Here is a 19,440-nt window from a genome sequence, read left to right on the forward strand (position 1 = left end):
GGTGTAGCCGTGGTCATGGGGTGGAGACGCTGGGGGGGAGACGGCGAAACCTTCGCTGGACCGGCGGGAGGATAAATGGTCACCCTGGGGCTGTTCGTGCTGATCGAAGCCAAGCCCGGCAAAGAGGACGAGGTCGAGAGCTTCCTCAAGGAGGCGATCGCGCTCGCCGAGATGGAGGAGGGGACACCGGTGTGGTTCTCCATCCGCCTGGGACCGACGACCTTCGCCGTGTTCGACGCCTTCGCCGACGAGGCGGGCAGGGAAGCCCATCTGTCGGGCCAGATCGCCAAGGCGCTTGAGGACCAGGCCTCGCGCCTGTTCGCCAAGCCCCCCGCGGTCAACAAACTGAACATCCTGGCGGCCAAGCTGCCCGGCCGGTGACTCTCAGTGGGTTTCCGTGGGAGCCAGGAGATCCGCCGCGTGCCGTAACTCCGCCACGAGATACTCGGTGCCGCCCCGTCCGTCGGACTTCTCGATGATCGCGGCCAGCGCCCTGGCCGCGCCGGGCGAGAGCCGTACGGCGGGCTTGGTGCCGGCGTAGGGGATCGTCAGCAGGATCGAGGGGCCGTCCTGCTCGCCGGGTGAGTGGGGGCGCACGGTCTGGCTGGCCGTGATCGTGAGGTGCAGGCCTTTCCAGACAGTCGTGCGATGGGTCGTCGTGAGAGCGTCGCGGTTGCCGTGGTTACCGTCACACCAAGCGGGACATTCCACCGCAGAATTATTATTCATCACCGAACCATGGCTGTCGGCTGTGGGCTTCCCCGTCAGCATCTTAGGCGGGGAAGCGAGGTGTCAAGAAAGTGAATACGTGGAATTCCCCCGGATCGGAGAAAAGGCGGGATTTTTCGTTATCGGTCAGCCGTATGCGTCGTCCCGCGGCGGCGGATTCCTCCGAGGCCGGTTTCGGTCCCCGTCCGGGAAAAGGTCAGGCGCACATGCCGTACGGCCGTGCCGAAAACGGGGCGCACGGGATGGGGGAGCGCGATGCATCATGGGAGGCGCGGGCCTTTCGGGTACGCCAGGACATAAGGTGTGCCGATACAAGGAGGCCTGATCGTGATCGACCCGCACATCGCCGAGCTGCTCGGGATCGATCCCGAGGCTCCTGAGACGCGGCGCGAACTGCGGGCCGCTGAGCGCGACGTGCGGCTCATCGAGGAACTCGTCAGGTTGCGCAGGGCGCGGGGCCTCACCCAGGCTCAGGTCGCCGAGCGCATGCGCCGCACCCAGCCCGCGGTCTCCGACTTCGAGCGTCTCGGCGGCGACCCTCACCTGTCCACGATCAGGCGTTACGCCCTGGCCATCGGAGCCGAGGTCACCTACGTCGTGCGGGAGCTGGACGACCCGCCCTCGGAGCCGCTGGAGCACGTCGTCGAGCGGTAGCGGCCGTCAGGAGGGGGCCAGAGCTCGTTCGAGGCAGTCGAAGACGCGATCGAGCAGGGCGGCGTGTTCCTCGACCACCTTCTGGATGGGCTCGCCGGCGAAGACCTTGTCCACGGTGGTGACGTAGACCGTGCGGTAGGCCGAGACGATCATCGCTGCGGAGACCCGTGACCACGGGTCGTCGGAAGGTGCCCCCGCGGCCTCGGCCAGCAGTGAGCCGAGCAACTCCTCGAACTCGGCCGCCCGTTCCCTGGCCCGCGCCTGCAGCGACGGGGAGTCGATCACGACCTGCCAGAAGAACCGGTAACCGTCGGTGAACGCGCCGAAGGGGTGATTGTCCCGCAGGAGCTCCCGCTGCAGGCGCCGTAGCGCGGTCAGCGGCTCCTCACCCTCAGGGCGTTCCCTGATGGCCCTGGTGATCAGCTCGGCGGCCTCGGGGAACCGGTCGAGGAAGAGGTCCTCCTTGCGCGGGAAGTAGTTGAAGACCGTCTTCGCCGAGACGCCCGCCGCCTCGGCCACCTCGGCGACCGTGACGTTGTCGAACCCGCGCCTGAGGAAGAGCCCGGAGGCGATGTCCGAGATCGTCTGGCGTGTCCGCTGCTTCTTCCGCTCACGGAGTCCTGGCTCGCTGCTCATGCGCTGACTATAGTTGATAAAAGTTTTTAGTCGTAGTAACTTTCTAGTGGCAGTAAGAATTTTCGTGGAGGTGTGGTGTGTCGTACGACGTCGTGGTGGCCGGAGGCGGCCCTGTCGGGCTGATGCTGGCCTGTGAGCTGGCGGTCGGAGGCGTCTCGGTCGTGGTGATCGAACGGCTGACCGAGATCGACCAGACCGTCAAGGCGGGTTCGCTCAACACGCCCAGTGTCGAGGCGCTCCACCGGCGCGGCCTGCTTCCCGCGCTCCGCGCGGCGGAGGAGGAGAACCTCGCCGCCTTCATGAGGGGGAACGCCCCCAAGGGCAGGCCCCAGGGCGGGCCGAAGTTCGCGGGGCACTTCGCGGGGATCGTGCTCAGGGGGGACCTGCTCGACCCCACCGACCCCGACCTGGGCGGGAACGGCCCCGGCGACAACGTCAAGCTGGTCGGCCAGCAGCAGCTTGAGTGGATTCTGGCCGAACGCGCCGCCGAACTCGGGATCGAGGTACGCAAGGGAGTCGAGCTGACCGGCTTCGAGGCCGACGAGGACGGGGTGACCGTCACCACCACCGAGGGCACGGTCCGCGGCGGCTGGCTGGTCGGCTGCGACGGGGGAAGGAGCCTGGTGCGCAAGCTCGCGGGTTTCGACTTCCCCGGCACCGACCCCGAGATCACCGCCCACCAGGCCATGGCCGCGATGGAGGGCACGGAGGAACTGCGGCTGGGCTGGAACGCGACTCCGACCGGCGTCTACGCCTACGGTCCCATGCCCGGCCGGATCCTGACCGTGGAGTTCGGCGGCGTGCCCAAGGACCGGGACGCCCCCGTCACCACCGAGGAACTGCAGGACTCGATCAGGCGGGTCACCGGGGCGCCCGTCGTCGTGACCGGCATCAAGACCGCGACCCGGTTCACCGACAACGCCAGGCAGGCGAGCACCTACCGGAAGGGGCGGGTGCTGCTCGCCGGGGACGCCGCCCACGTCCACTCACCCTTCGGCGGACAGGGGCTCAACCTCGGTCTCGGCGACGCGATGAACCTCGGCTGGAAACTCGCAGCGACCGTGCGCGGTGACGCCCCCCAGGACCTGCTCGACACCTACACCGCGGAACGTCACCCGATCGGCGCCTGGGTGCTCGAATGGACCCGCGCCCAGATCGCGGTGATGCGTCCCGACCGCCACGCCAGGGCGTTGCGCGCGGTGGTCACCAACCTCGCGGAGACCGTGGCCGGAACCACCTACCTCGTCAAGCAGCTCTCCGGGGTCTGGCAGCGCTACGACATCCCCGGTGACCACCCGCTGCTCGGCAGGAGCGCCCCCGACCTGGAGCTGGCCGACGGTTCCAGGCTCGCCGACCACATGCACACCGGCCGCGCGCTGCTGCTCGACCCGTCAGGGGAACTCGCCGCCTCGGCGTACGGCTACCGCGACCGTGTCGAGGTCGTCGGGAGCGCGATCGTGGAAAGGCCGCAGCTCGCCGGACTGCTCGTCAGGCCCGACGGATTCGTCGCCTGGGCGGCTGACGAGGGGCACCCGAGCCCGGTCCCGCTCGGGGCGGCCCTGTCCACCTGGTTCGGAGCACCCGCCGTCACGGGCGCGGGCGGGAGCGCCGAAGCGGAGACGAGGGCCGTGGGAACGGCCTCCTGAGCGTCCGCCGGGCCCGCGCCGGACCCGGCGGACGCGGCTCATCACAGGGGGTGGTTGTAGATCAGGCGGAAACGGTCGCCGGGGATGACGATGTCGCTGGTCTCCACCGGACGGTCGCCCGCCCAGTGGGTGCGCTCCACATGCAGGACGTGGACCCCCGCGGGCAGGGCGAGGACGTCGCTCTCGGCGGGCTGGGGCACACGCGTGTAGACCTGTTCGACGATCTCGGTGACCTTGACGCCGAAGGAGGAGAGCCTCGATATCAGACCCCGGGGGTTCTCCTCGGCCGCGGGCTCGCCGAACCCGGTCGGCTCATAGGAGGTGGCCAGCTGAACCGGTCTGCCGTCGCCGCGGAAGACGTAGCGGACACGGGTCACGGGGGCCGACTCGTCCAGGCGCAGTCGCTGGGCGATGCCGGGCGGGGCCTCGGTGTGCTCGGCCCGCCACTCCCAGGTGGCGCGGGTGCCCTGCGACTGGATGTCCGCGCCGAAGGGGGCGTGGTGATCGTGGAAGCGCCAGCGGTGCAGCGGCAGCAGCACCGGCCTGGCCCTCACGTAGTGGCCGGAGCCGACCCGGCCGATGATCAGCCCCTCGGCGGCGAGCACCCGCAGCGCGTGACGTGCGGCCGTCTCGCCCACGCCGTACTTTCTGGTCAGCTGGGCGCGGGAGGGGATCGGCGCGCCGGGGGGAAGGGAGCCGTCGACGATCTGGCGGCGGATATCGGCGACGACGCGCAGGTAGACCGGATCGGAGCTTGCCACGTGTTCATCCCTGGGTTCGACAGCGTCGCCCCATCCTGACGTATTCGGTGGACAACTCACGGTAATGGCGGCGATTTGGAGTTCCAACTTTGCGGCCTCCCGGAGAGCGCGTGAAAATCTCTCAGAGACTGTGTAACGCCCGCGTAAGGAGCCTCGATTCACCTACAGAGGCCGTCGATGTGTGTACCCCCGAGCACATATCGGCGGCCTCTGTGTCTCTTTGCTCCGCCTGGCGGCGTCGCGGGTCCGGGCGCTTTCGAGCCAACGCTTTCCCTCGTCGTTCGTCCGCTGCGCTCCCTCACTCCTCAGTCCAAGCGTCGGCGCGCCCGAACCGTGTCTCTTCGCGACGCCTTCGGCGTCGCGGGCTTGGGCACCCTGAGTCGGTGCTTTCCCTCGTCACTCCGTCGCTGCGCTCCTGCGTTCCTCAGTCCAAGCACCGACGCGCCCAAGCCGACACTCCTCACACACGGCACCGGTAAAGCACGGGCTGCGCCTTCTTGCTCCGCCTTCGGCGTCGCGGGGGCTTGGGCGCTTCGGGACGGTGTCTTCCCTCGTCACTGCGTCGCTGCGCTCCTGCGTTCCTCGGTCCAAGCATCGACGGCCCAAGTCGGCACTCCTCACGTGGGGCGCCGGGGGCCTTGGGCCGGGAGGCCCTCGGGTGGGGCACCGGGGGAGGGCTTGGAGAGAATTTCTGCCTTCTGGGGTGGTGATGTTCGGGGCGTTTCCGGCTGGCGGAGGGGGCTTCTGGGGGGTTTGTCTTATTTGGTGGTTTGTTTGGAGTTCGGGGGCGGTGGGGGCTTCAACGGGGGGTTTCCGGGAGGAGGAAGCGGGGCCATGTGGGGGTTGACGAGGCAGGGAAGGGGGAAGAGGGCTTAGGCGGGGTGGCGGGGTCTACCGTTTGCGTGGTTCCGGGTAGCGTTCGGTCTATGGCAGCGCCAACTGGAACCTCTGACGCCCCCTTCGGCCGCATGCTGACCGCGATGGTCACACCGTTCACCGCGGACGGCTCGGTCGACTACGAGGGAGTGCGGCGCCTTGCCGCCTACCTGGTGGACGAACAGCGCAACGACGGCATCATCGTGAGCGGCACCACGGGTGAGTCCCCGACGACCACGGACGAGGAGAAGGAGCGCATCCTGCGCGCCGTCGTCGAGGAGGTCGGCGACCGCGCCACGGTCGTGGCGGGGGCGGGCACCAACGACACCCGCCACAGCGTCGAGCTGGCCACGGCCGCCGAGCGCGCCGGGGCCCACGGTCTCCTGGTGGTGACGCCCTACTACAGCAAGCCCCCGCAGGAGGGGCTCTACCGGCACTTCACCGCCGTGGCCGACGCCACCGGCCTGCCGGTCATGCTCTACGACATCCCGGGCCGCAGCGGCGTGCCCATCGAGACCGCCACCCTGCTGCGGCTGGCCGCGCACGAGCGGATCGTCGCGGTCAAGGACGCCAAGGCCGACCTGTTCGCCGGGTCCCAGGTGATGGCGGCGACCGACCTCGCCTTCTACTCCGGCGACGACACGCTCAACCTGCCGTGGATCTCGGTCGGAGCCGCGGGATGCGTCAGTGTTATCGGGCACGTCGTGGGCGCCGAGATCGCCACGATGATGAGCCTGTACCGCTCCGGCGACGTCGCGGGAGCGCTCGCCGTACACCGTGCGATCCTGCCGGTGGTCGAGGGCGTCATGACGCGGGCGGGCGGTGCGATCATGACGAAGGCGGCGCTGACCCTGATGGGGCGCTCCGCGGGACCGGTGCGGGCACCGTTGGCCGACGCCACGGCGGAGCAGGTCGCGCGGCTGAGAGAAGACTTGATCGCGGGTGGCGTGAAGCTGCCCGACGGAGATGTGTCATGAGAAGGAACGCGGCGGCCGGTGACGGCCGCAGAGGGGAGAAACGGAAGTTTGAGTGACAGAGGACACAGTGGCCGGCCGGTGACCGGAGTGCTCGGCGAGGGAGCAGTCCCGCCGGCGGAGAGGGCCGCCTCCACCTACCAGAGAGGCGTGGCCGGATGAGTCATCCCCACCCGGAGCTCGGGCCGCCTCCCGAGCTTCCCGAAGGCGCGCTGCGCATCGTCGCGCTGGGCGGCCTGGGCGAGATCGGCCGCAACATGGCGGTCTTCGAGTACGACGGCCGTCTGCTGATCGTCGACTGCGGGGTGCTGTTCCCCGAGCCCGACCAGCCCGGCGTCGACCTGATCCTGCCCGACTTCGAGTACATCAGAGACCGCCTCGACGACGTCGAGGCGCTGGTGCTGACGCACGCGCACGAGGACCACATCGGTGCCGTGCCGTACCTGCTGCGGGAGCGGCGTGACATCCCGATCGTCGGCTCGAAGCTGACGCTGGCGCTGATCGAGGCCAAGCTCACCGAGCACCGCATCCAGCCGGTCAAGGTCGAGGTCGTCGAGGGCGAGCGGCGCGTGTTCGGGCCGTTCGAGACCGAGTTCTTCGCGGTCAACCACTCGATCCCGGACGCGCTGGCCGTGGCGATCAGGACGCCCGCGGGCATCGTGCTGCACACCGGTGACTTCCGGATGGACCAGCTGCCCAGCGACGGGCGGCTGACCGACCTCGGCGGGTTCGCCAGGCTCGGCGCCGAGGGCGTCGACCTGCTGATGTCGGACTCGACGAACGCGGAGGTCCCGGGCTTCGTCACCAGCGAGCGGGAGATCGGCCCGGTCATCGACGAGGTGATCCGCACAGCGGAGAAGCGGGTGATCGTGGCGAGCTTCGCCTCCCACATCCACCGCGTCCAGCAGGTCATCGACTCCGCGGAGAAGCACGGCCGCAAGGTCGCGCTGGTCGGCCGCTCCATGGTCCGCAACATGGGCGTCGCCAGGGACCTGGGCTACCTGAGGGTGTCGTCCGACGTCATCGTCGACGCCAAGGAGATCGAGGGCCGGCCTCCAGAGGACGTCGTGCTGATCTGTACCGGATCCCAGGGCGAGCCGATGGCGGCGCTGTCGCGCATGGCCAACCGCGACCACCCGATCAGGGTGGCCGAGGGCGACACCGTCCTGCTGGCCTCCTCCCTGGTCCCGGGCAACGAGACCGCCGTCAACAAGGTGATCAACGGGCTGAGCCGCTGGGGCGCCCGCGTGGTGCACAAGGGCAACGCCAAGGTGCACGTCTCCGGGCACGCCGCCGCGGGCGAACTGCTCTACGTGCTCAACCTGACCAGGCCGTCGAACTTCATGCCGGTGCACGGAGAATGGCGTCACCTGCGGGCGCACGCCAAGCTCGCCGCGCTGACCGGGGTTCCCGACGACCACATCGTGATCGCCGAGGACGGCGTCGTGGTCGATCTGCTCGACGGCCGCGCGCGGATCGTGGGAGCGGTCCCCGCGGGCTACGTCTACGTGGACGGCACCTCGGTCGGCGACGTCACCGACTTCGCCCTCAAGGACCGTCGCATCCTGGGCGAGGAGGGCTTCATCTCCATCGTCGTGGTGGTCGACACCGGCACGGGCAAGCTGACCGGAGGGCCGGAGATCCACGCCCGGGGGTCGGGCATCGACCCCGACCGGCTCACGGAGGTCCTCCCGCAGATCGAGAGGGCGATCGAGGAGAACGCCGCCGACGGCGTCGTGGACATCCAGCAGGTCCGCAGGGTGGTCCGCAGGACCGTCGGGCGCTGGGTGAGCGACACCTACCGCCGCCGCCCGATGATCGTCCCCGTGGTGATCGAGGTCTGACCCGTCTCCGCCGTACGGCCAGCTCAGGCGGGCCGTACGGCATGTCGGTGGGGGCGGATCCATGGGGCTTTTGTTCCGTATGGTGAGGCTGGTACCGGCGAGCCTGCGCGTGATCGACGGTGTCGCTCGATAGCCTCGCTAGCATGGCCACCGGTACGTCTAAAGGCGCCTCAGGCAAGACTCCCGCCAAGGGGTCGGGCCGGTCCGGGTCCTCCGCGCCCCGCACGGCTCCCGTCAGGCGGGCCGCCACCACCCGGGCGAAGCCCGCCCCGCGTTCCAGAAGACCCCCGGGCCCCCAGCACGACCCGCTCGGCTGGGTGTTCACCATGATCGGCAAGCTGTTCATGGGGGTCTGGATGCTGCTGGCGGGCGGCATCGGCACCGCGGCGCGCGCCCTCGGGCAGAACGCCAGGGAGCTCGACCCGGTGCACCGCCGTGACGGGCTCGGCCTGGCGGTGTTCTCCGGGGCCGTCGCGCTGGCCGCCATCCTCTGGCGGGACACGACGGGCACGGTCTCCCAGGTGGTCAACGGGGTGATGCGCGGGACCTTCGGGTCTCTGGCCTGGCTGATCCCCATCCTGCTCGCGCTGCTGGCCTGGCGGCTGCTGCGCCACCCCGACCAGAACGCCGACACGGGCCGGATGGGCATCGGGTGGTCGGCCCTCATGATCGGCCTGCTCGGCGTCGTGCACGTGGTGCACGACACGCCGTATCCGTCGGGAGGACCAACCGACGGGATGGACAAGGTCTCGGCCGCCGGCGGCATGGTCGGCTTCATCGTCTCGGCGCCGCCCGCGAGCATCCTGCCTGCCTTCGTGACGATTCCGCTGCTGCTGATCCTGTCCGGGTTCGGCGTCCTGGTGATCACCGCGACACCGGTCCACCGGGTCCCCGAGCGGCTGGCCGAGATCAGGCACATGCTCTTCGACCGGGAGGCGCCCCCCAAGGCCAGGCCCGCCAGGAAACCCGCGCGCAAGCGTCCCGCCGAGGAGCGCGAGGGCGGCGAGACCGTCAAGCCGTACGACACGCCGGTCGTCACCGAGATGCGGGCGGGGACCGGGCAGGACCACTCCCCGGAGATCGTCCCCGGGCTCACCGAGGAGCAGCCGGAGGAGGAGGCCGTCGCCGCCACCAGGGCGGAGCCGCCTGCCCCGACCCCGGCGCCGCGCAAGGTCGAGCAGCTCGTCCTGTCGCCGCAGGCGGGCCCCTACACGCTGCCGGACATCCAGCTCCTGCGCCCGGGCAGCGCTCCCAAACCGCAGACCAAGGCCAACACCGTCGTGGTCAACGCGCTGACCAGCGTGATGGAGCAGTTCTCCATCGACGCCCAGGTGATCGGGTTCACCCGGGGGCCGACGGTGACGCGCTACGAGATCGAGCTGGGTCCCGCGGTCAAGGTCGAGAAGGTGACCGCCCTCACCAGGAACATCGCCTACGCCGTCAAGTCCGCCGACGTACGCATCCTGTCGCCCATCCCCGGCAAGTCGGCGATCGGCGTGGAGATCCCCAACACCGACAAGGACCTGGTCTCCCTCGGCGACATCCTGCGCTCGCAGGTGGCCCAGGCCGACCACCACCCGATGATCGTCGGCCTGGGCAAGGACGTCGAGGGCCGCACCATCGTGGCCAACCTCGCCAAGATGCCGCACCTGCTCATCGCGGGCGCGACCGGCGCGGGCAAGTCGGTCTGCGTCAACGGTCTGATCTCCTCGATCCTGATGCGCGCCACGCCCGACGAGGTGCGGATGGTGCTGGTCGACCCAAAACGGGTCGAGCTGAGTGTCTACGAGGGCATCCCGCACCTGATCACGCCGATCATCACCAACCCCAAGAAGGCGGCCGAGGCCCTGGAGTGGGTGGTCGGTGAGATGGACCGCCGCTACGACGACCTGGCCGCCAGTGGTTTCCGGCACGTCGACGACTTCAACAAGGCGGTGCGCACGGGCAAGCTCGTGCCGCCGCCGGGCAGCGAGCGTGTCTACCAGCCCTACCCGTACCTCCTGGTGATCGTGGACGAGCTGGCCGACCTGATGATGGTCGCCCCGCGCGACGTCGAGGACTCCATCGTCCGCATCACCCAGCTCGCCCGCGCCGCGGGCATCCACCTGGTCATCGCGACCCAGCGGCCGAGCGTGGACGTGGTCACCGGCCTGATCAAGGCCAACGTGCCCTCCAGACTGGCCTTCGCCACCTCCTCGCTGGCCGACTCGCGCGTCATCCTGGACCAGCCGGGCGCCGAGAAGCTGGTCGGGCAGGGCGACGCGCTGTTCCTGCCGATGGGCGCGAGCAAGCCGATGCGGCTGCAGAACGCCTTCATCTCGGAGAAGGAGATCGGCGACGTCGTCGCGCACTGCAAGGAGCAGATGCAGGTCGAGTACCGCGACGACGTGGCCGCCTCGGCGACCGCCAAGAAGGAGATCGACGAGGACATCGGCGACGACCTCGACCTGCTGGTCCAGGCCGCGGAGCTGATCGTGACCACCCAGTTCGGCTCGACCTCGATGCTTCAGCGCAAGCTGCGGGTCGGCTTCGCCAAGGCGGGCCGTCTGATGGACCTGCTGGAGAGCAGGAACGTCGTGGGGCCGAGCGAGGGCTCCAAGGCGCGCGAGGTCATGGTCAAGCCCGACGAACTGCCCGGACTCCTGGCCGACCTGCGGGGTCAATGACGCCCCCGACGTACGGGAGCAGCCCGATTACTGGTTGAATAGGACTCACTACGCAGCGTCGGGTGCTTTGGGGGCGTGCGGCTATGAGCATTGGTAGTGGTTTGGCGCAGGCGCGCCGGTCGGCGGGGCTGACCGTGGCGGAGCTGAGCGCGCACACGCGCATTCGTGAGGCGTTGATCCACGCGATCGAGCGTGACGACTTCTCCCAGTGCGGAGGGGACTTCTACGCGCGGGGCCACGTCCGGAACATGGCCAAGGCCCTCGGGCTCGATCCGGAGGCCGTGGTGCACGAGTACGACGAGCTGCACGGGGGCGTGCCGCTGCCGGTCAGGGCCGCCAGCGTGTTCCAGGCCGACACGCCCATCAAGATCCGTGAGAGCCGCTCGCCCAACTGGACCATGGCCATGGGTGTCGCGCTGGCCATCGTGGTGGTCTTCGGCGTGGTCAAGACCATGGGCGGGCGGGGGGAGACGCCGACGGCCGAGGTGCGGCCCGCCGTGCCCGCGCACTCCGAGGCGGGCAGGGCGTTCGACACGCCCGGGCCGACACGCAGGCCCAACTCGCTGGCCGCGGGCACGGTGAGCGGGCCCGTGGTCCTCAAGATCAGCGCGAAGCGCTCCTCGTGGCTCGACGTGAAGGACGTCAGTGGCAAAAAACTCTTCTCCGGCACGCTGGAGGCGGGTAAAACCTCCGTCTGGCGGGCGGAGAAAGGGATGAAGGTCACTTTCAGCGACGGCGGGGCCGTCTCGTTGCAGCTCAACGGCAAGAACCTCGGCGCTCCCGGGCGCCGTGGGCAGGTCGTCAACCGCTCCTACGGCCTGCGGGACTCCACACCGAGCTGACCCGGGGCCATCTGGGAACGGGGGAGGTGCATCGGTGGCCGTCAACTCCCGATACCGTAGTGTCCACCATGTCATCCCGCCGAACCGCATCGCTGATCACGCTGGGCTGCGCGCGCAACGAGGTCGACTCAGAAGAGCTCGCCGCGCGTCTTGAGGCTGCCGGTTGGCAGGTGGGCGACGACGACCCCGAGGTCATCGTCGTCAACACCTGCGGCTTCATCGACTCAGCGAAAAAGGACTCCATCGACACCCTGCTCGCCGCGGCCGACTCCGGGGCCAAGGTGGTCGCCGCGGGCTGCATGGCCGAAAGGTACGGTGACCAGCTCGCCGACGCCCTGCCCGAGGCCGCGGCCGTCATCTCCTTCGACGACTACACCCAGATCGGCGCGCGTCTCGACGACGTGCTCGCCGGCAAGTCGCTCGTCCCGCACAGTCCGCGTGACCGCAGGACCCTGCTGCCGATCTCCCCGGTCGAGCGCGCCTCGGCCCCCAAGACCAACATCCCCGGCCACGGAGAGCTGCCCGAGGGGCTGGCCCCGGCCAGCGGTCCCAGGCCGCTGCGCAAGCGCCTGGGGGACGGCCCCGTCGCCTCGCTGAAGCTGGCCTCCGGGTGCGACAGGCGCTGTACGTTCTGCGCCATCCCCGCCTTCCGCGGCGCCTACGTCTCACGTGATCCCGCCGAGCTCATCGGTGAGGCCGCGTGGCTGGCGGGTGAGGGCGTCAAGGAGCTCGTGCTGGTCAGCGAGAACTCCACCTCCTACGGCAAGGACCTGGGCGACCTGCGGGCGCTGGAGAAGCTGCTGCCCTCCCTGGCGGCCGTCGAGGGCGTCGAGCGGGTGCGGGTCAGCTACCTGCAGCCCGCCGAGCTACGTCCCGGTCTGCTGGAGGTGATCTCCTCGACCGAGGGCATCGCCCCCTACTTCGACCTGTCCTTCCAGCACGCCAGCGGCTCCGTGCTGCGGCGGATGCGCCGTTTCGGTGACCCGAGGCGCTTCCTCGACCTGCTGGAGATGATCAGGGCCAAGGCTCCCGAGGCCGGGGTCCGCTCCAACTTCATCGTGGGCTTCCCCGGCGAGACCGAGGAGGAGTTCGGCGAGCTCGTCTCCTTCCTTGAGCTGGCCAGGCTCGACGTGATCGGCGTCTTCGGCTACTCCGACGAGGAGGGCACCGAGGCGGCCTCGCTGCCGGGCAAGCTGGAGCAGGAGGTCATCGACGCACGGGTGGCCACGCTGACCGAGCTGGCCGACGAGCTCATGGCCCAGCGGGCCGAGGAGCGCATCGGCACCGAGGTCGACATCCTCATCGAGGAGGATCTCGGCGACGGCGGCTACGAGGGACGTGCGGCGCACCAGGGCCCCGAGGTGGACGGGTCCGTCACGGTCCAGGGCATCGGCCTGGTGCCCGGGCAGATCGTCAGGGCCGTCGTGGTCGACTCAGAGGGAGTGGACCTGATCGCCCGCATCAAGGCCGCGCCGTGAGCGCGCCACCGGGCCGGGGGACCGTATGACCAATTCGCCAGAGACCGGTACCGGCACGACGCCGGCGACCACGCGCCCGAAGGTGAGCGCGTGGAACATCGCCAATGTCGTGACGGTGATACGGCTGGCGATGGTCCCCTTCTTCGCGGCCTGCCTGTTCCTGCCCGGCGCGGGCTGGCGGGTCACCGCGCTGGTGGTCTTCCTGGTCGCCTCGCTGACGGACCTGCTCGACGGCGAGCTGGCCCGGCGTTACGGCCTGATCACCGACTTCGGCAAGATCGCCGACCCGATCGCGGACAAGGCGCTGATCGGTGCGGCGCTCATCAGTCTCTCGCTGCTCGACGAGCTGCCCTGGTGGGTCACGATCGTGATCCTCGGCAGGGAGCTCGGCATCACCCTGATGCGATTCGCGGTCATCAGGCACGGTGTGATCCCCGCCAGCTACGGGGGCAAGGTCAAGACCGTCCTGCAGATCGCCGCGATCGTCTCCTACATGTGGCCCGGGGTCCCCGAGCCGGTCCGTCTGGTCGTCATGGGCGCGGCCGTCGTCGTGACGGTGGGCACCGGCCTCGACTACGTGATCCGCGCGGTCAGGCTGCGGCAGGTGGCCAGGAAGGCGCGGGGCGAATGAGTCACCGTCTGCTCGCCGCGACCAGCGTGCTGTCCCTTCTCATCCGCAGAGGGGAGACGGTCGCGGTCGCCGAGTCGATGACCGCGGGGCTGATCGGCGCGGTCCTCACCGCTCCTCCGGGGGCCTCGACGGCCTTCGTCGGGGGTGTGCTGTCCTACGCGACCGAGCTCAAGCACCGGTTGCTCGGCGTTCCCGCCGACCTGCTCGACCGGGAGGGGGCGGTCCATCCGGACGTCGCGGCCGCGATGGCCGAGGGCGTCCGTGAACTCACCGGCGCCTCGTACGGCCTGGCCGTGACCGGTGTCGCCGGTCCCGAGCCGCAGGACGGCAAACCGGTCGGCACCGTGCACCTGGCTGTTAGTGGTCCTGATGGGCGGGTATGGCACCGGGATCTCCACCTCGCAGGTGCCCGTGAGGAAATTCGCCAATCGACAGTCAAGGAGGCCGTAGACCTGCTTTTAGGTGTGCTGGAGTCGAACTTGGGGGAACATTCCGGGTGATTACCGCGTTACGTCCCCAGCGAACATGCTCACCACGGTCTGCCGCAGGGTTGGTGGATACAGGTACGGTGGAGCTGTGAGTGAGGTAAAGGTCAAGCGATGATGACGGCGAGGAGTATGTACGAAGGGTCGCGTTCGAAGAACGGGCGGCACGAACCGATCGCGCGGAGTGTCGTGAAGGCGCCCGCGCCGGGGAGGGAGCGACAGATGGTCCTGCTGCGTCAGCTGCTCGGTGACGTGCTGCGGCGGCTGCGGGTGCGGCAGAGTCGCACCTTGCGTGAGGTGTCCACACTGGCTCGTGTTTCTCTCGGATATCTGTCCGAGGTGGAGCGTGGCCAGAAGGAGGCCTCCTCCGAATTGCTCGCGTCGATCTGCGGTGCCCTCGGTGTGCCGCTCTCACAGGTGCTGCGTGAGGTCTCAGACCAGTTCGCGCTGGCCGAGCTTCAGCACGCCCCGGTGCTCGCCGGTGACGTGCCCGAGCGTGAACGCCTGCCGATCGCCGAGACCGTGGTCTCCGGTGCTCTTCCGGATTCCGTCTTTCCCGAAGTCAACGACATGGTCGCTGCCTAACCGGTCACTCGTTCCGGCTGGCAGTGACGACACCAGACGATCAGCCGTTCCTGCGGCCCTCTCCCCATCTCACCGCGACTGATCCGGTTCCCACAGCGCAGGCAGGCCCGTCCGGCCCTGCCGTAGACCCAGGTGTTCCGGCCGGGGCGTGCGTCTCCTGTCGTCACCCTGTTGGGACGCTCCCTGTTCGCGTGCAGTAGCCGCTGCGCGATTCTCACCACCTTGTCCAGGTCCTCGACCGCGCCGACGGGCCGCCACGGCCACAGACCGGCCAGGAACAGCGTCTCGGCCCGGTAGATGGTCCCGATTCCCGCAAGGTTGCGCTGATCCAGCAGCGCCTCTCCGATCGTCGTCTCCGGGACGGCGGACAGCCGCCGTACGGCCTCGCCCGGATCCCAGTCCGCCCCGAGCAGGTCGGGGCCGAGATGCCCGACGACTCTCGCCTCGTGCCCGGTGGGCAGCAGATCGACCATGCCCAGCCGTACGCCTGTGGCCTGCCACTCCTCGTTGGCCAGCAGCAGGCGCACGACGTCTCCCGGGGGCGTGCCCCGTCCCGGTCTGGAGATCCGCCAGCTTCCCTCCATCCGCAGATGGGTGTGCACGGTCAGACCGCCCTCGACCCGGGTGAGCAGGTGCTTGCCCCGGGACCGGGTCTCCAGGACGGCCCGGCCGGTCAGATCCGCGGTCGCGTGGGCGGGCACGCGGAAGTCGGAGCGGGTGAGCACCCGTCCGTCGAGCGCGAGACCGAGCCGTTTCGCGGTGAGGTGGACGACGTCACCCTCGGGCACGGCGGTCTCCCGGCTGGTGCCGGCGACTCAGTCCCACGCCGAGGGGTCGGCGGCGAGCTGGCGGACCCGTTCGGGGAGCACACCGGTGGCCACGCTGTCGAGCGTGACCTCCTCCAGGATGGCCCGCTCACTGGCCCGCAGCGCGATCCAGACCTGCTGCAGCGCCTCGGCGGGGCCCCGGTAGCCGACGTGCTCGGGGCGCTCGCCCCGCACGTTGGCCAGCGGCCCGTCAACGGCGCGGATCACGTCCGCCAGGGTGATCTCAGAGGCGGCGCGAGCCAGCACGTAGCCGCCCTCGGGCCCTCTCTGACCCCGGACCAGACCGGCTCGCCGCATCTGCAGGAGGATGTTCTCTAGGTATTTGGGCGGCATGTCCTGCTCCTTGGCCAGCTCACCCACGGTGGTAGGTCCGTCACCCGCGGCGGCGAGTTCGGCGGCGGCACGTAGGGCATAGTCGACACGAGCGGATAGACGCATGTAATCGATTATCCCGCCTGCTATTGACTGCTTACGCGCGAGGTGGCGGAAAAAACGAACTCACGTCCGCAGCCTTCGGTGACGACAGGGGCTCGCAGCCACGCCTCCGCCGGCGCGGGCTGGTGGATCACGTAGTGGTGAGGGGCGATCGCGGAGGTGCGTCCCGGGAGCAGGGCCATGCACGCGGCGTGGGCCTCCTGGGGGGTTCCTCCGGAGACATGGCAGGTCAGACGTCCGTCCGCGTCGTGGGTCACCAGGTGCGGACGATCTCCGAGGGCCGCGTCGACCAGCCGTTCCACGGCCTCCAGGTTCACCCAGCACGAGTCGGTGTGGACCCAGCCCGGGCCGTACTCGACGGGCGGGACCCCGCACAGGTCCGCCACCTCCGGCAGCGGGACCACCCGCCCCGCCGCCTCGATCAGCAGTCTGACCAGGCCGGTGCCGAAGCTCTCCGCCTCGGCGCGGGACATGACGCGGGGGTCGATCCAGAACGTCAGGTCGACCTCGTCCTCAAGGCGGTTGGTCCACAGCGCCAGGTGCGCGGGGAAGGAGGCCTCGGGCAGCCACCGGCACTCGATGTCCTCCGCCGGGGGAGGCTCCCGCTCGGCCAGGGCGACCCCGCTCATGTCGCTGAAGACGCAGTCACGGGCGAAGTCGATCCCCCGCTCGGTGTTGACGGCCCCGATCAGGTTCCAGAGCGCGATCGAGTCGAACCTGGTGTGCTGGTAGCCGGTGAGGGAGGCGGTGCGGAAGCGGCGGACGGCCTCGTCGAAGGTGGGGACCTCCAGATCGGCGGTGATCAGCGCGTCCTGGGCGATCGGGCCGACGTAGTCACGCACCTCGGGGCGGATCCTGTTGCTGGTCAGCGAGGCGATCACGCAGGTCCGCTGGACGGTCCGCGCCCCGATCAGCGTCCCGAGCGCGGCGAGGGTGACCACGGACCTGCTGGCTCCCGTACGGCGCGCCACGGCGCCGAGCGCCTCGGCCGCGACGGTGGAGCGGACCCGCAGCCGGGGCCGGAGCGCCTCGGGGTCGGCGGTCTCGTCGACGGCGAACATCGACTGGGGCACCCGGCCGAGCTGGGTGCCCCAGTGCCGCAGGGCGGCGGCGGTGCGCAGCCGGGTGGGCGGGGCCTTCTCCTCCAGGGCCAGGTCGAGCGGCTGGGTCGGGCACGGCTCGGGCACGGCCTCGCCTCTGATCAGCCGTTCCCAGTCGCGCATCACGGTGGCCAGGCCGACCTCGTCGACCGAGGTGTGCGTCAGCACGAAGACCATCCTGAGGGGGACGTCCCCCTCGGTGATCACCGCGACCCGGATCGGCAGCTCGTTCTCCACGTCGAACCGGTCGCCCTGCAGGCGCAGGCCGACCTCCTCGGCCAGCCGGTCGACGGCGTCCGGTTCCGGCTCGTCCTCGACGACGTGGACCTCGACGGGCAGGGTGCCGGACCCGGAGACCAGCTGGGTGTCCCCGCGGATCGTGGCCCGCAGACTCTCGTGCCTGGCCAGCAGCAGCCCGACCGCCTCGACGACGGCGGCCAGGGTCGTCCCGTGGGGAAGGGGCGTGGTCTCACGGAAGTTCATGTGCAGAGGGGGGTCACGCAGCACGCAGCGGGCCATGTTCGCCTGGCCCATCGTGACGGGGCCGTGCCGGGTCGGTCGTCCCGCGTAGCAGGCCGAGATCCTGATGACGGTTTCCATGTCGAGACCTGCCTCGCCACACGCCGCAAGAGTCTTACTGAAAAGAATCTTTACCATTTCCCGTTTCCCGGAGTGTTCCACGCGACGGGCGGGCGTCGCAAGCCCTGATTTCACGGCGATCCCGTGCTGTGAGGGGGCGGTGGAGGCGGGTAAGTCCGGGGAAGGAGGGGGAAGGACATGCCGGAAGAGGCCCTCCTGGCCTCCCCGCACCCCCCTTCGGGGCTAAACTATCAGGAAGCTTTATTAATGAATAGAACCGCTATTCTTACCTGAATGTAATTGCGACGGGGAAACGGCGAACAAGAGAGCATGCGTATGGAGCGACGTCCTGGCGTGCCCAGGCTGCTGAGGGAGATCAACGACCGGGCCGCCCTGGAGCTGTTGCTGGATTCGGGACCGCTGACGCGGGGCCAGATCGGAGAGCTCACCGGCCTTTCCAAGGTGACGGCGTCCCAGACGCTCGCGCGCCTTGAGGAGCGCGGTCTGGTCGAGGTGGCAGGGGAGCAGGCGGGAGGAAGAGGGCCAAATGCCGCGCTTTACGGCATCATTCCCTCCTCCGCTTATGTGGCGGGTCTGGATGTGGGCCCGGAATTCGTGACCACCGCCATCGCGGATATCCACGGGGACATCGTGGCCGAGGTGACGGTCGCGCCGAACGGGCACGACGACCCGGTGGCGCTGGTGCACAGCGCGGTCGTCAAGGCGTGCCGGTCGGCGAAGGTCGCCCTGTCCAAGCTGAGGGCGGTCGTGATCGGCACCCCGGGCGTCGTCGACCCCAGGACCGGGGACGTGCGTTTCTCCTTCGACCTGCCCGGCTGGCACGAGGGAATCCACGAGGCGCTCGCCCGTGACCTGCGGCGCGACGTCAGGATCGAGAACGACGTCAACCTCGTCGCGGTCGCCGAGCGCGCCCGTGGCGCGGCGCACGGGGCCGACGACTTCGTGCTGCTGTGGGTCGGCCGCGGCATCGGTCTCGGCGTCGTGCTCGGCGGCAGGCTGCACCGGGGCCTGTCCGGCAGCGCGGGTGAGATCGGCTACCTGCCGGTACCCGGCGTGCCGCTGGCCGAGGACATCCGGGCGGTGCCCGGACGGCTGCCCTCGCTGGCGGGTGGTCTGCAGTCGCTGGTCAGCGCGGAGGCAGTGATGGAACTCGCCGCGACCTACGGCTTCAGCGGCGAGAGCGCGACCGAGTGCGTGGCCGCCGCGGTCGGGGCGGGAGAGCGGGGGGAACCCCTGCTCGACGAGATCGCCGGGCGTCTGGCGCTGGGCGTGGCCTCGGTGTGCGTGGTGCTCGACCCCGGGCTCGTGGTGCTCGCCGGGGAGATCAGCCAGGCGGGCGGAGCCGTGCTCACCTCCAGGATCGAGGAGGCGGTCGCCAGGATCTGCCCGGTCCGCCCGCAGGTCGTGCCCAGTCAGGTGATCGGGAACCCGGTTCTGCGCGGGGCCGTCCTGGCCGCACTCGACCAGGCACGCGAGGAGATCTTCGCCTCCTGAGCCGCGCGCGGGGGGTGCTCCGGGATGCCGGAGCACCCCCCGCGCGTAATGGAACGTGCCATTTTCCCGACTTGCCGGTTTCTTCTTGATCGCCCGTTGCGGTGTGAGGAAGATCGTCTATGCTGGCGCGGAAATGTCATAAAACTGACATTCTTCCGTGATCGGGGAGCGAAGCAC

Annotated in this window: 18 protein-coding genes; 12 read left to right on the forward strand and 6 right to left on the reverse strand. The window is 69.6% G+C overall.

Features of this window, described 5'->3' with window-relative positions:
- Positions 1–75: 75 nt before the first annotated feature.
- A complete protein-coding gene (locus tag ABT340_RS00450; RefSeq protein WP_352008470.1) occupies positions 76–381 on the forward strand; it encodes a putative quinol monooxygenase in 306 nt (101 codons plus the stop codon).
- Positions 382–384: 3 nt separating this feature from the next.
- On the opposite strand, the gene ABT340_RS00455 is transcribed toward ABT340_RS00450, so the two are convergent.
- Positions 385–711: a hypothetical protein gene (locus ABT340_RS00455; protein WP_352008471.1), complete on the reverse strand. Its 327-nt coding sequence runs from the start codon at positions 709–711 to the stop codon at positions 385–387.
- A 345-nt stretch (positions 712–1,056) separates the two neighbouring features.
- Between ABT340_RS00455 and ABT340_RS00460 the strand changes: the two genes are divergently transcribed.
- Positions 1,057–1,383, forward strand: coding sequence for a helix-turn-helix domain-containing protein (locus tag ABT340_RS00460; protein WP_352008472.1), 327 nt, complete (start codon positions 1,057–1,059; stop codon positions 1,381–1,383).
- A 6-nt stretch (positions 1,384–1,389) separates the two neighbouring features.
- Here ABT340_RS00460 and ABT340_RS00465 read toward each other — a convergent pair whose 3' ends face one another.
- A complete protein-coding gene (locus tag ABT340_RS00465) occupies positions 1,390–2,019 on the reverse strand; it encodes a TetR/AcrR family transcriptional regulator (RefSeq protein ID WP_352008473.1) in 630 nt (209 codons plus the stop codon).
- A 77-nt stretch (positions 2,020–2,096) separates the two neighbouring features.
- Here ABT340_RS00465 and ABT340_RS00470 point away from each other — a divergent pair, with 77 nt between their 5' ends.
- Positions 2,097–3,665: an FAD-dependent monooxygenase gene (locus tag ABT340_RS00470; protein WP_352008474.1), complete on the forward strand. Its 1,569-nt coding sequence runs from the start codon at positions 2,097–2,099 to the stop codon at positions 3,663–3,665.
- Positions 3,666–3,706: 41 nt separating this feature from the next.
- Here the strand turns inward: ABT340_RS00470 and ABT340_RS00475 are convergent, their stop codons facing one another.
- Positions 3,707–4,426 (reverse strand): GntR family transcriptional regulator, encoded by a 720-nt coding sequence (locus ABT340_RS00475; protein WP_352008475.1) that lies wholly within the window; start codon positions 4,424–4,426, stop codon positions 3,707–3,709.
- Positions 4,427–5,352: 926 nt separating this feature from the next.
- On the opposite strand from ABT340_RS00475, the gene dapA reads away from it, so the two are divergent.
- From dapA to ABT340_RS00515, 8 genes are all read left to right on the forward strand, one after another.
- Complete coding sequence (dapA, locus tag ABT340_RS00480) at positions 5,353–6,279, forward strand: 4-hydroxy-tetrahydrodipicolinate synthase (protein WP_352008476.1); 927 nt, start codon at positions 5,353–5,355, stop codon at positions 6,277–6,279.
- 155 nt (positions 6,280–6,434) lie between these two features.
- Positions 6,435–8,120 (forward strand): ribonuclease J, encoded by a 1,686-nt coding sequence (locus ABT340_RS00485; protein WP_352008477.1) that lies wholly within the window; start codon positions 6,435–6,437, stop codon positions 8,118–8,120.
- 143 nt (positions 8,121–8,263) lie between these two features.
- Positions 8,264–10,786, forward strand: a complete 2,523-nt coding sequence (locus tag ABT340_RS00490; RefSeq protein WP_352008478.1) for a DNA translocase FtsK — start codon at positions 8,264–8,266, stop codon at positions 10,784–10,786.
- Positions 10,787–10,869: 83 nt separating this feature from the next.
- The gene (locus ABT340_RS00495; RefSeq protein WP_352008479.1) at positions 10,870–11,628 is read left to right on the forward strand and encodes a helix-turn-helix domain-containing protein; all 759 of its coding nucleotides are present in this window, start codon (positions 10,870–10,872) and stop codon (positions 11,626–11,628) included.
- Positions 11,629–11,696: 68 nt separating this feature from the next.
- Positions 11,697–13,106 carry a 30S ribosomal protein S12 methylthiotransferase RimO gene (gene rimO, locus ABT340_RS00500; protein WP_352008480.1) on the forward strand — a complete coding sequence of 470 codons (1,410 nt, stop codon included), beginning with the start codon at positions 11,697–11,699 and terminating at the stop codon, positions 13,104–13,106.
- 25 nt (positions 13,107–13,131) lie between these two features.
- Positions 13,132–13,737 (forward strand): CDP-diacylglycerol--glycerol-3-phosphate 3-phosphatidyltransferase, encoded by a 606-nt coding sequence (gene pgsA / locus ABT340_RS00505; RefSeq protein ID WP_352008481.1) that lies wholly within the window; start codon positions 13,132–13,134, stop codon positions 13,735–13,737.
- On the forward strand, positions 13,734–14,237 hold the full coding sequence (locus tag ABT340_RS00510; RefSeq protein ID WP_352008482.1) for a CinA family protein: 504 nt from the start codon (positions 13,734–13,736) through the stop codon (positions 14,235–14,237). Before pgsA ends, ABT340_RS00510 begins: the two co-directional genes overlap by 4 nt.
- A gap of 207 nt (positions 14,238–14,444) precedes the next feature.
- On the forward strand, positions 14,445–14,807 hold the full coding sequence (locus tag ABT340_RS00515; RefSeq protein ID WP_352008483.1) for a helix-turn-helix domain-containing protein: 363 nt from the start codon (positions 14,445–14,447) through the stop codon (positions 14,805–14,807).
- Here the strand turns inward: ABT340_RS00515 and ABT340_RS00520 are convergent.
- Genes ABT340_RS00520 through ABT340_RS00530 form a run of 3 tightly spaced genes read right to left on the reverse strand, consistent with a single transcriptional unit; the run spans position 14,804 to position 17,769 of the window.
- Positions 14,804–15,595 carry a DNA-formamidopyrimidine glycosylase family protein gene (locus ABT340_RS00520; protein WP_352008484.1) on the reverse strand — a complete coding sequence of 264 codons (792 nt, stop codon included), beginning with the start codon at positions 15,593–15,595 and terminating at the stop codon, positions 14,804–14,806. The genes ABT340_RS00515 and ABT340_RS00520 overlap by 4 nt on opposite strands.
- A 27-nt stretch (positions 15,596–15,622) precedes the next feature.
- Positions 15,623–16,072, reverse strand: a complete 450-nt coding sequence (locus ABT340_RS00525; RefSeq protein WP_184719254.1) for an RrF2 family transcriptional regulator — start codon at positions 16,070–16,072, stop codon at positions 15,623–15,625.
- A 20-nt stretch (positions 16,073–16,092) separates the two neighbouring features.
- Positions 16,093–17,769: a condensation domain-containing protein gene (locus ABT340_RS00530; protein ID WP_352008485.1), complete on the reverse strand. Its 1,677-nt coding sequence runs from the start codon at positions 17,767–17,769 to the stop codon at positions 16,093–16,095.
- Between the two features lie 315 nt (positions 17,770–18,084).
- Here ABT340_RS00530 and ABT340_RS00535 point away from each other — a divergent pair, with 315 nt between their 5' ends.
- Positions 18,085–19,263 (forward strand): ROK family transcriptional regulator, encoded by a 1,179-nt coding sequence (locus tag ABT340_RS00535; protein ID WP_352008486.1) that lies wholly within the window; start codon positions 18,085–18,087, stop codon positions 19,261–19,263.
- Positions 19,264–19,440: the final 177 nt, after the last annotated feature.

Origin of the sequence: Streptosporangium sp. NPDC000239 (assembly GCF_040300765.1) — a bacterium.
Lineage (GTDB): Bacteria > Actinomycetota > Actinomycetes > Streptosporangiales > Streptosporangiaceae > Streptosporangium.

Coding starts and splice junctions, on each gene's coding strand:
- ABT340_RS00495 (WP_352008479.1), top strand. CDS start 10,870: ATGAGCATTGGTAGTGGTTTGGCGCAGGCGCGCCGGTCGGCGGGGCTG.
- dapA (WP_352008476.1), top strand. CDS start 5,353: ATGGCAGCGCCAACTGGAACCTCTGACGCCCCCTTCGGCCGCATGCTG.
- ABT340_RS00530 (WP_352008485.1), bottom strand. CDS start 17,769: ATGGAAACCGTCATCAGGATCTCGGCCTGCTACGCGGGACGACCGACC.
- rimO (WP_352008480.1), top strand. CDS start 11,697: ATGTCATCCCGCCGAACCGCATCGCTGATCACGCTGGGCTGCGCGCGC.
- ABT340_RS00490 (WP_352008478.1), top strand. CDS start 8,264: ATGGCCACCGGTACGTCTAAAGGCGCCTCAGGCAAGACTCCCGCCAAG.
- ABT340_RS00510 (WP_352008482.1), top strand. CDS start 13,734: ATGAGTCACCGTCTGCTCGCCGCGACCAGCGTGCTGTCCCTTCTCATC.
- ABT340_RS00515 (WP_352008483.1), top strand. CDS start 14,445: ATGGTCCTGCTGCGTCAGCTGCTCGGTGACGTGCTGCGGCGGCTGCGG.
- ABT340_RS00535 (WP_352008486.1), top strand. CDS start 18,085: ATGGAGCGACGTCCTGGCGTGCCCAGGCTGCTGAGGGAGATCAACGAC.
- ABT340_RS00465 (WP_352008473.1), bottom strand. CDS start 2,019: ATGAGCAGCGAGCCAGGACTCCGTGAGCGGAAGAAGCAGCGGACACGC.
- ABT340_RS00450 (WP_352008470.1), top strand. CDS start 76: ATGGTCACCCTGGGGCTGTTCGTGCTGATCGAAGCCAAGCCCGGCAAA.
- ABT340_RS00525 (WP_184719254.1), bottom strand. CDS start 16,072: ATGCGTCTATCCGCTCGTGTCGACTATGCCCTACGTGCCGCCGCCGAA.
- pgsA (WP_352008481.1), top strand. CDS start 13,132: ATGACCAATTCGCCAGAGACCGGTACCGGCACGACGCCGGCGACCACG.
- ABT340_RS00485 (WP_352008477.1), top strand. CDS start 6,435: ATGAGTCATCCCCACCCGGAGCTCGGGCCGCCTCCCGAGCTTCCCGAA.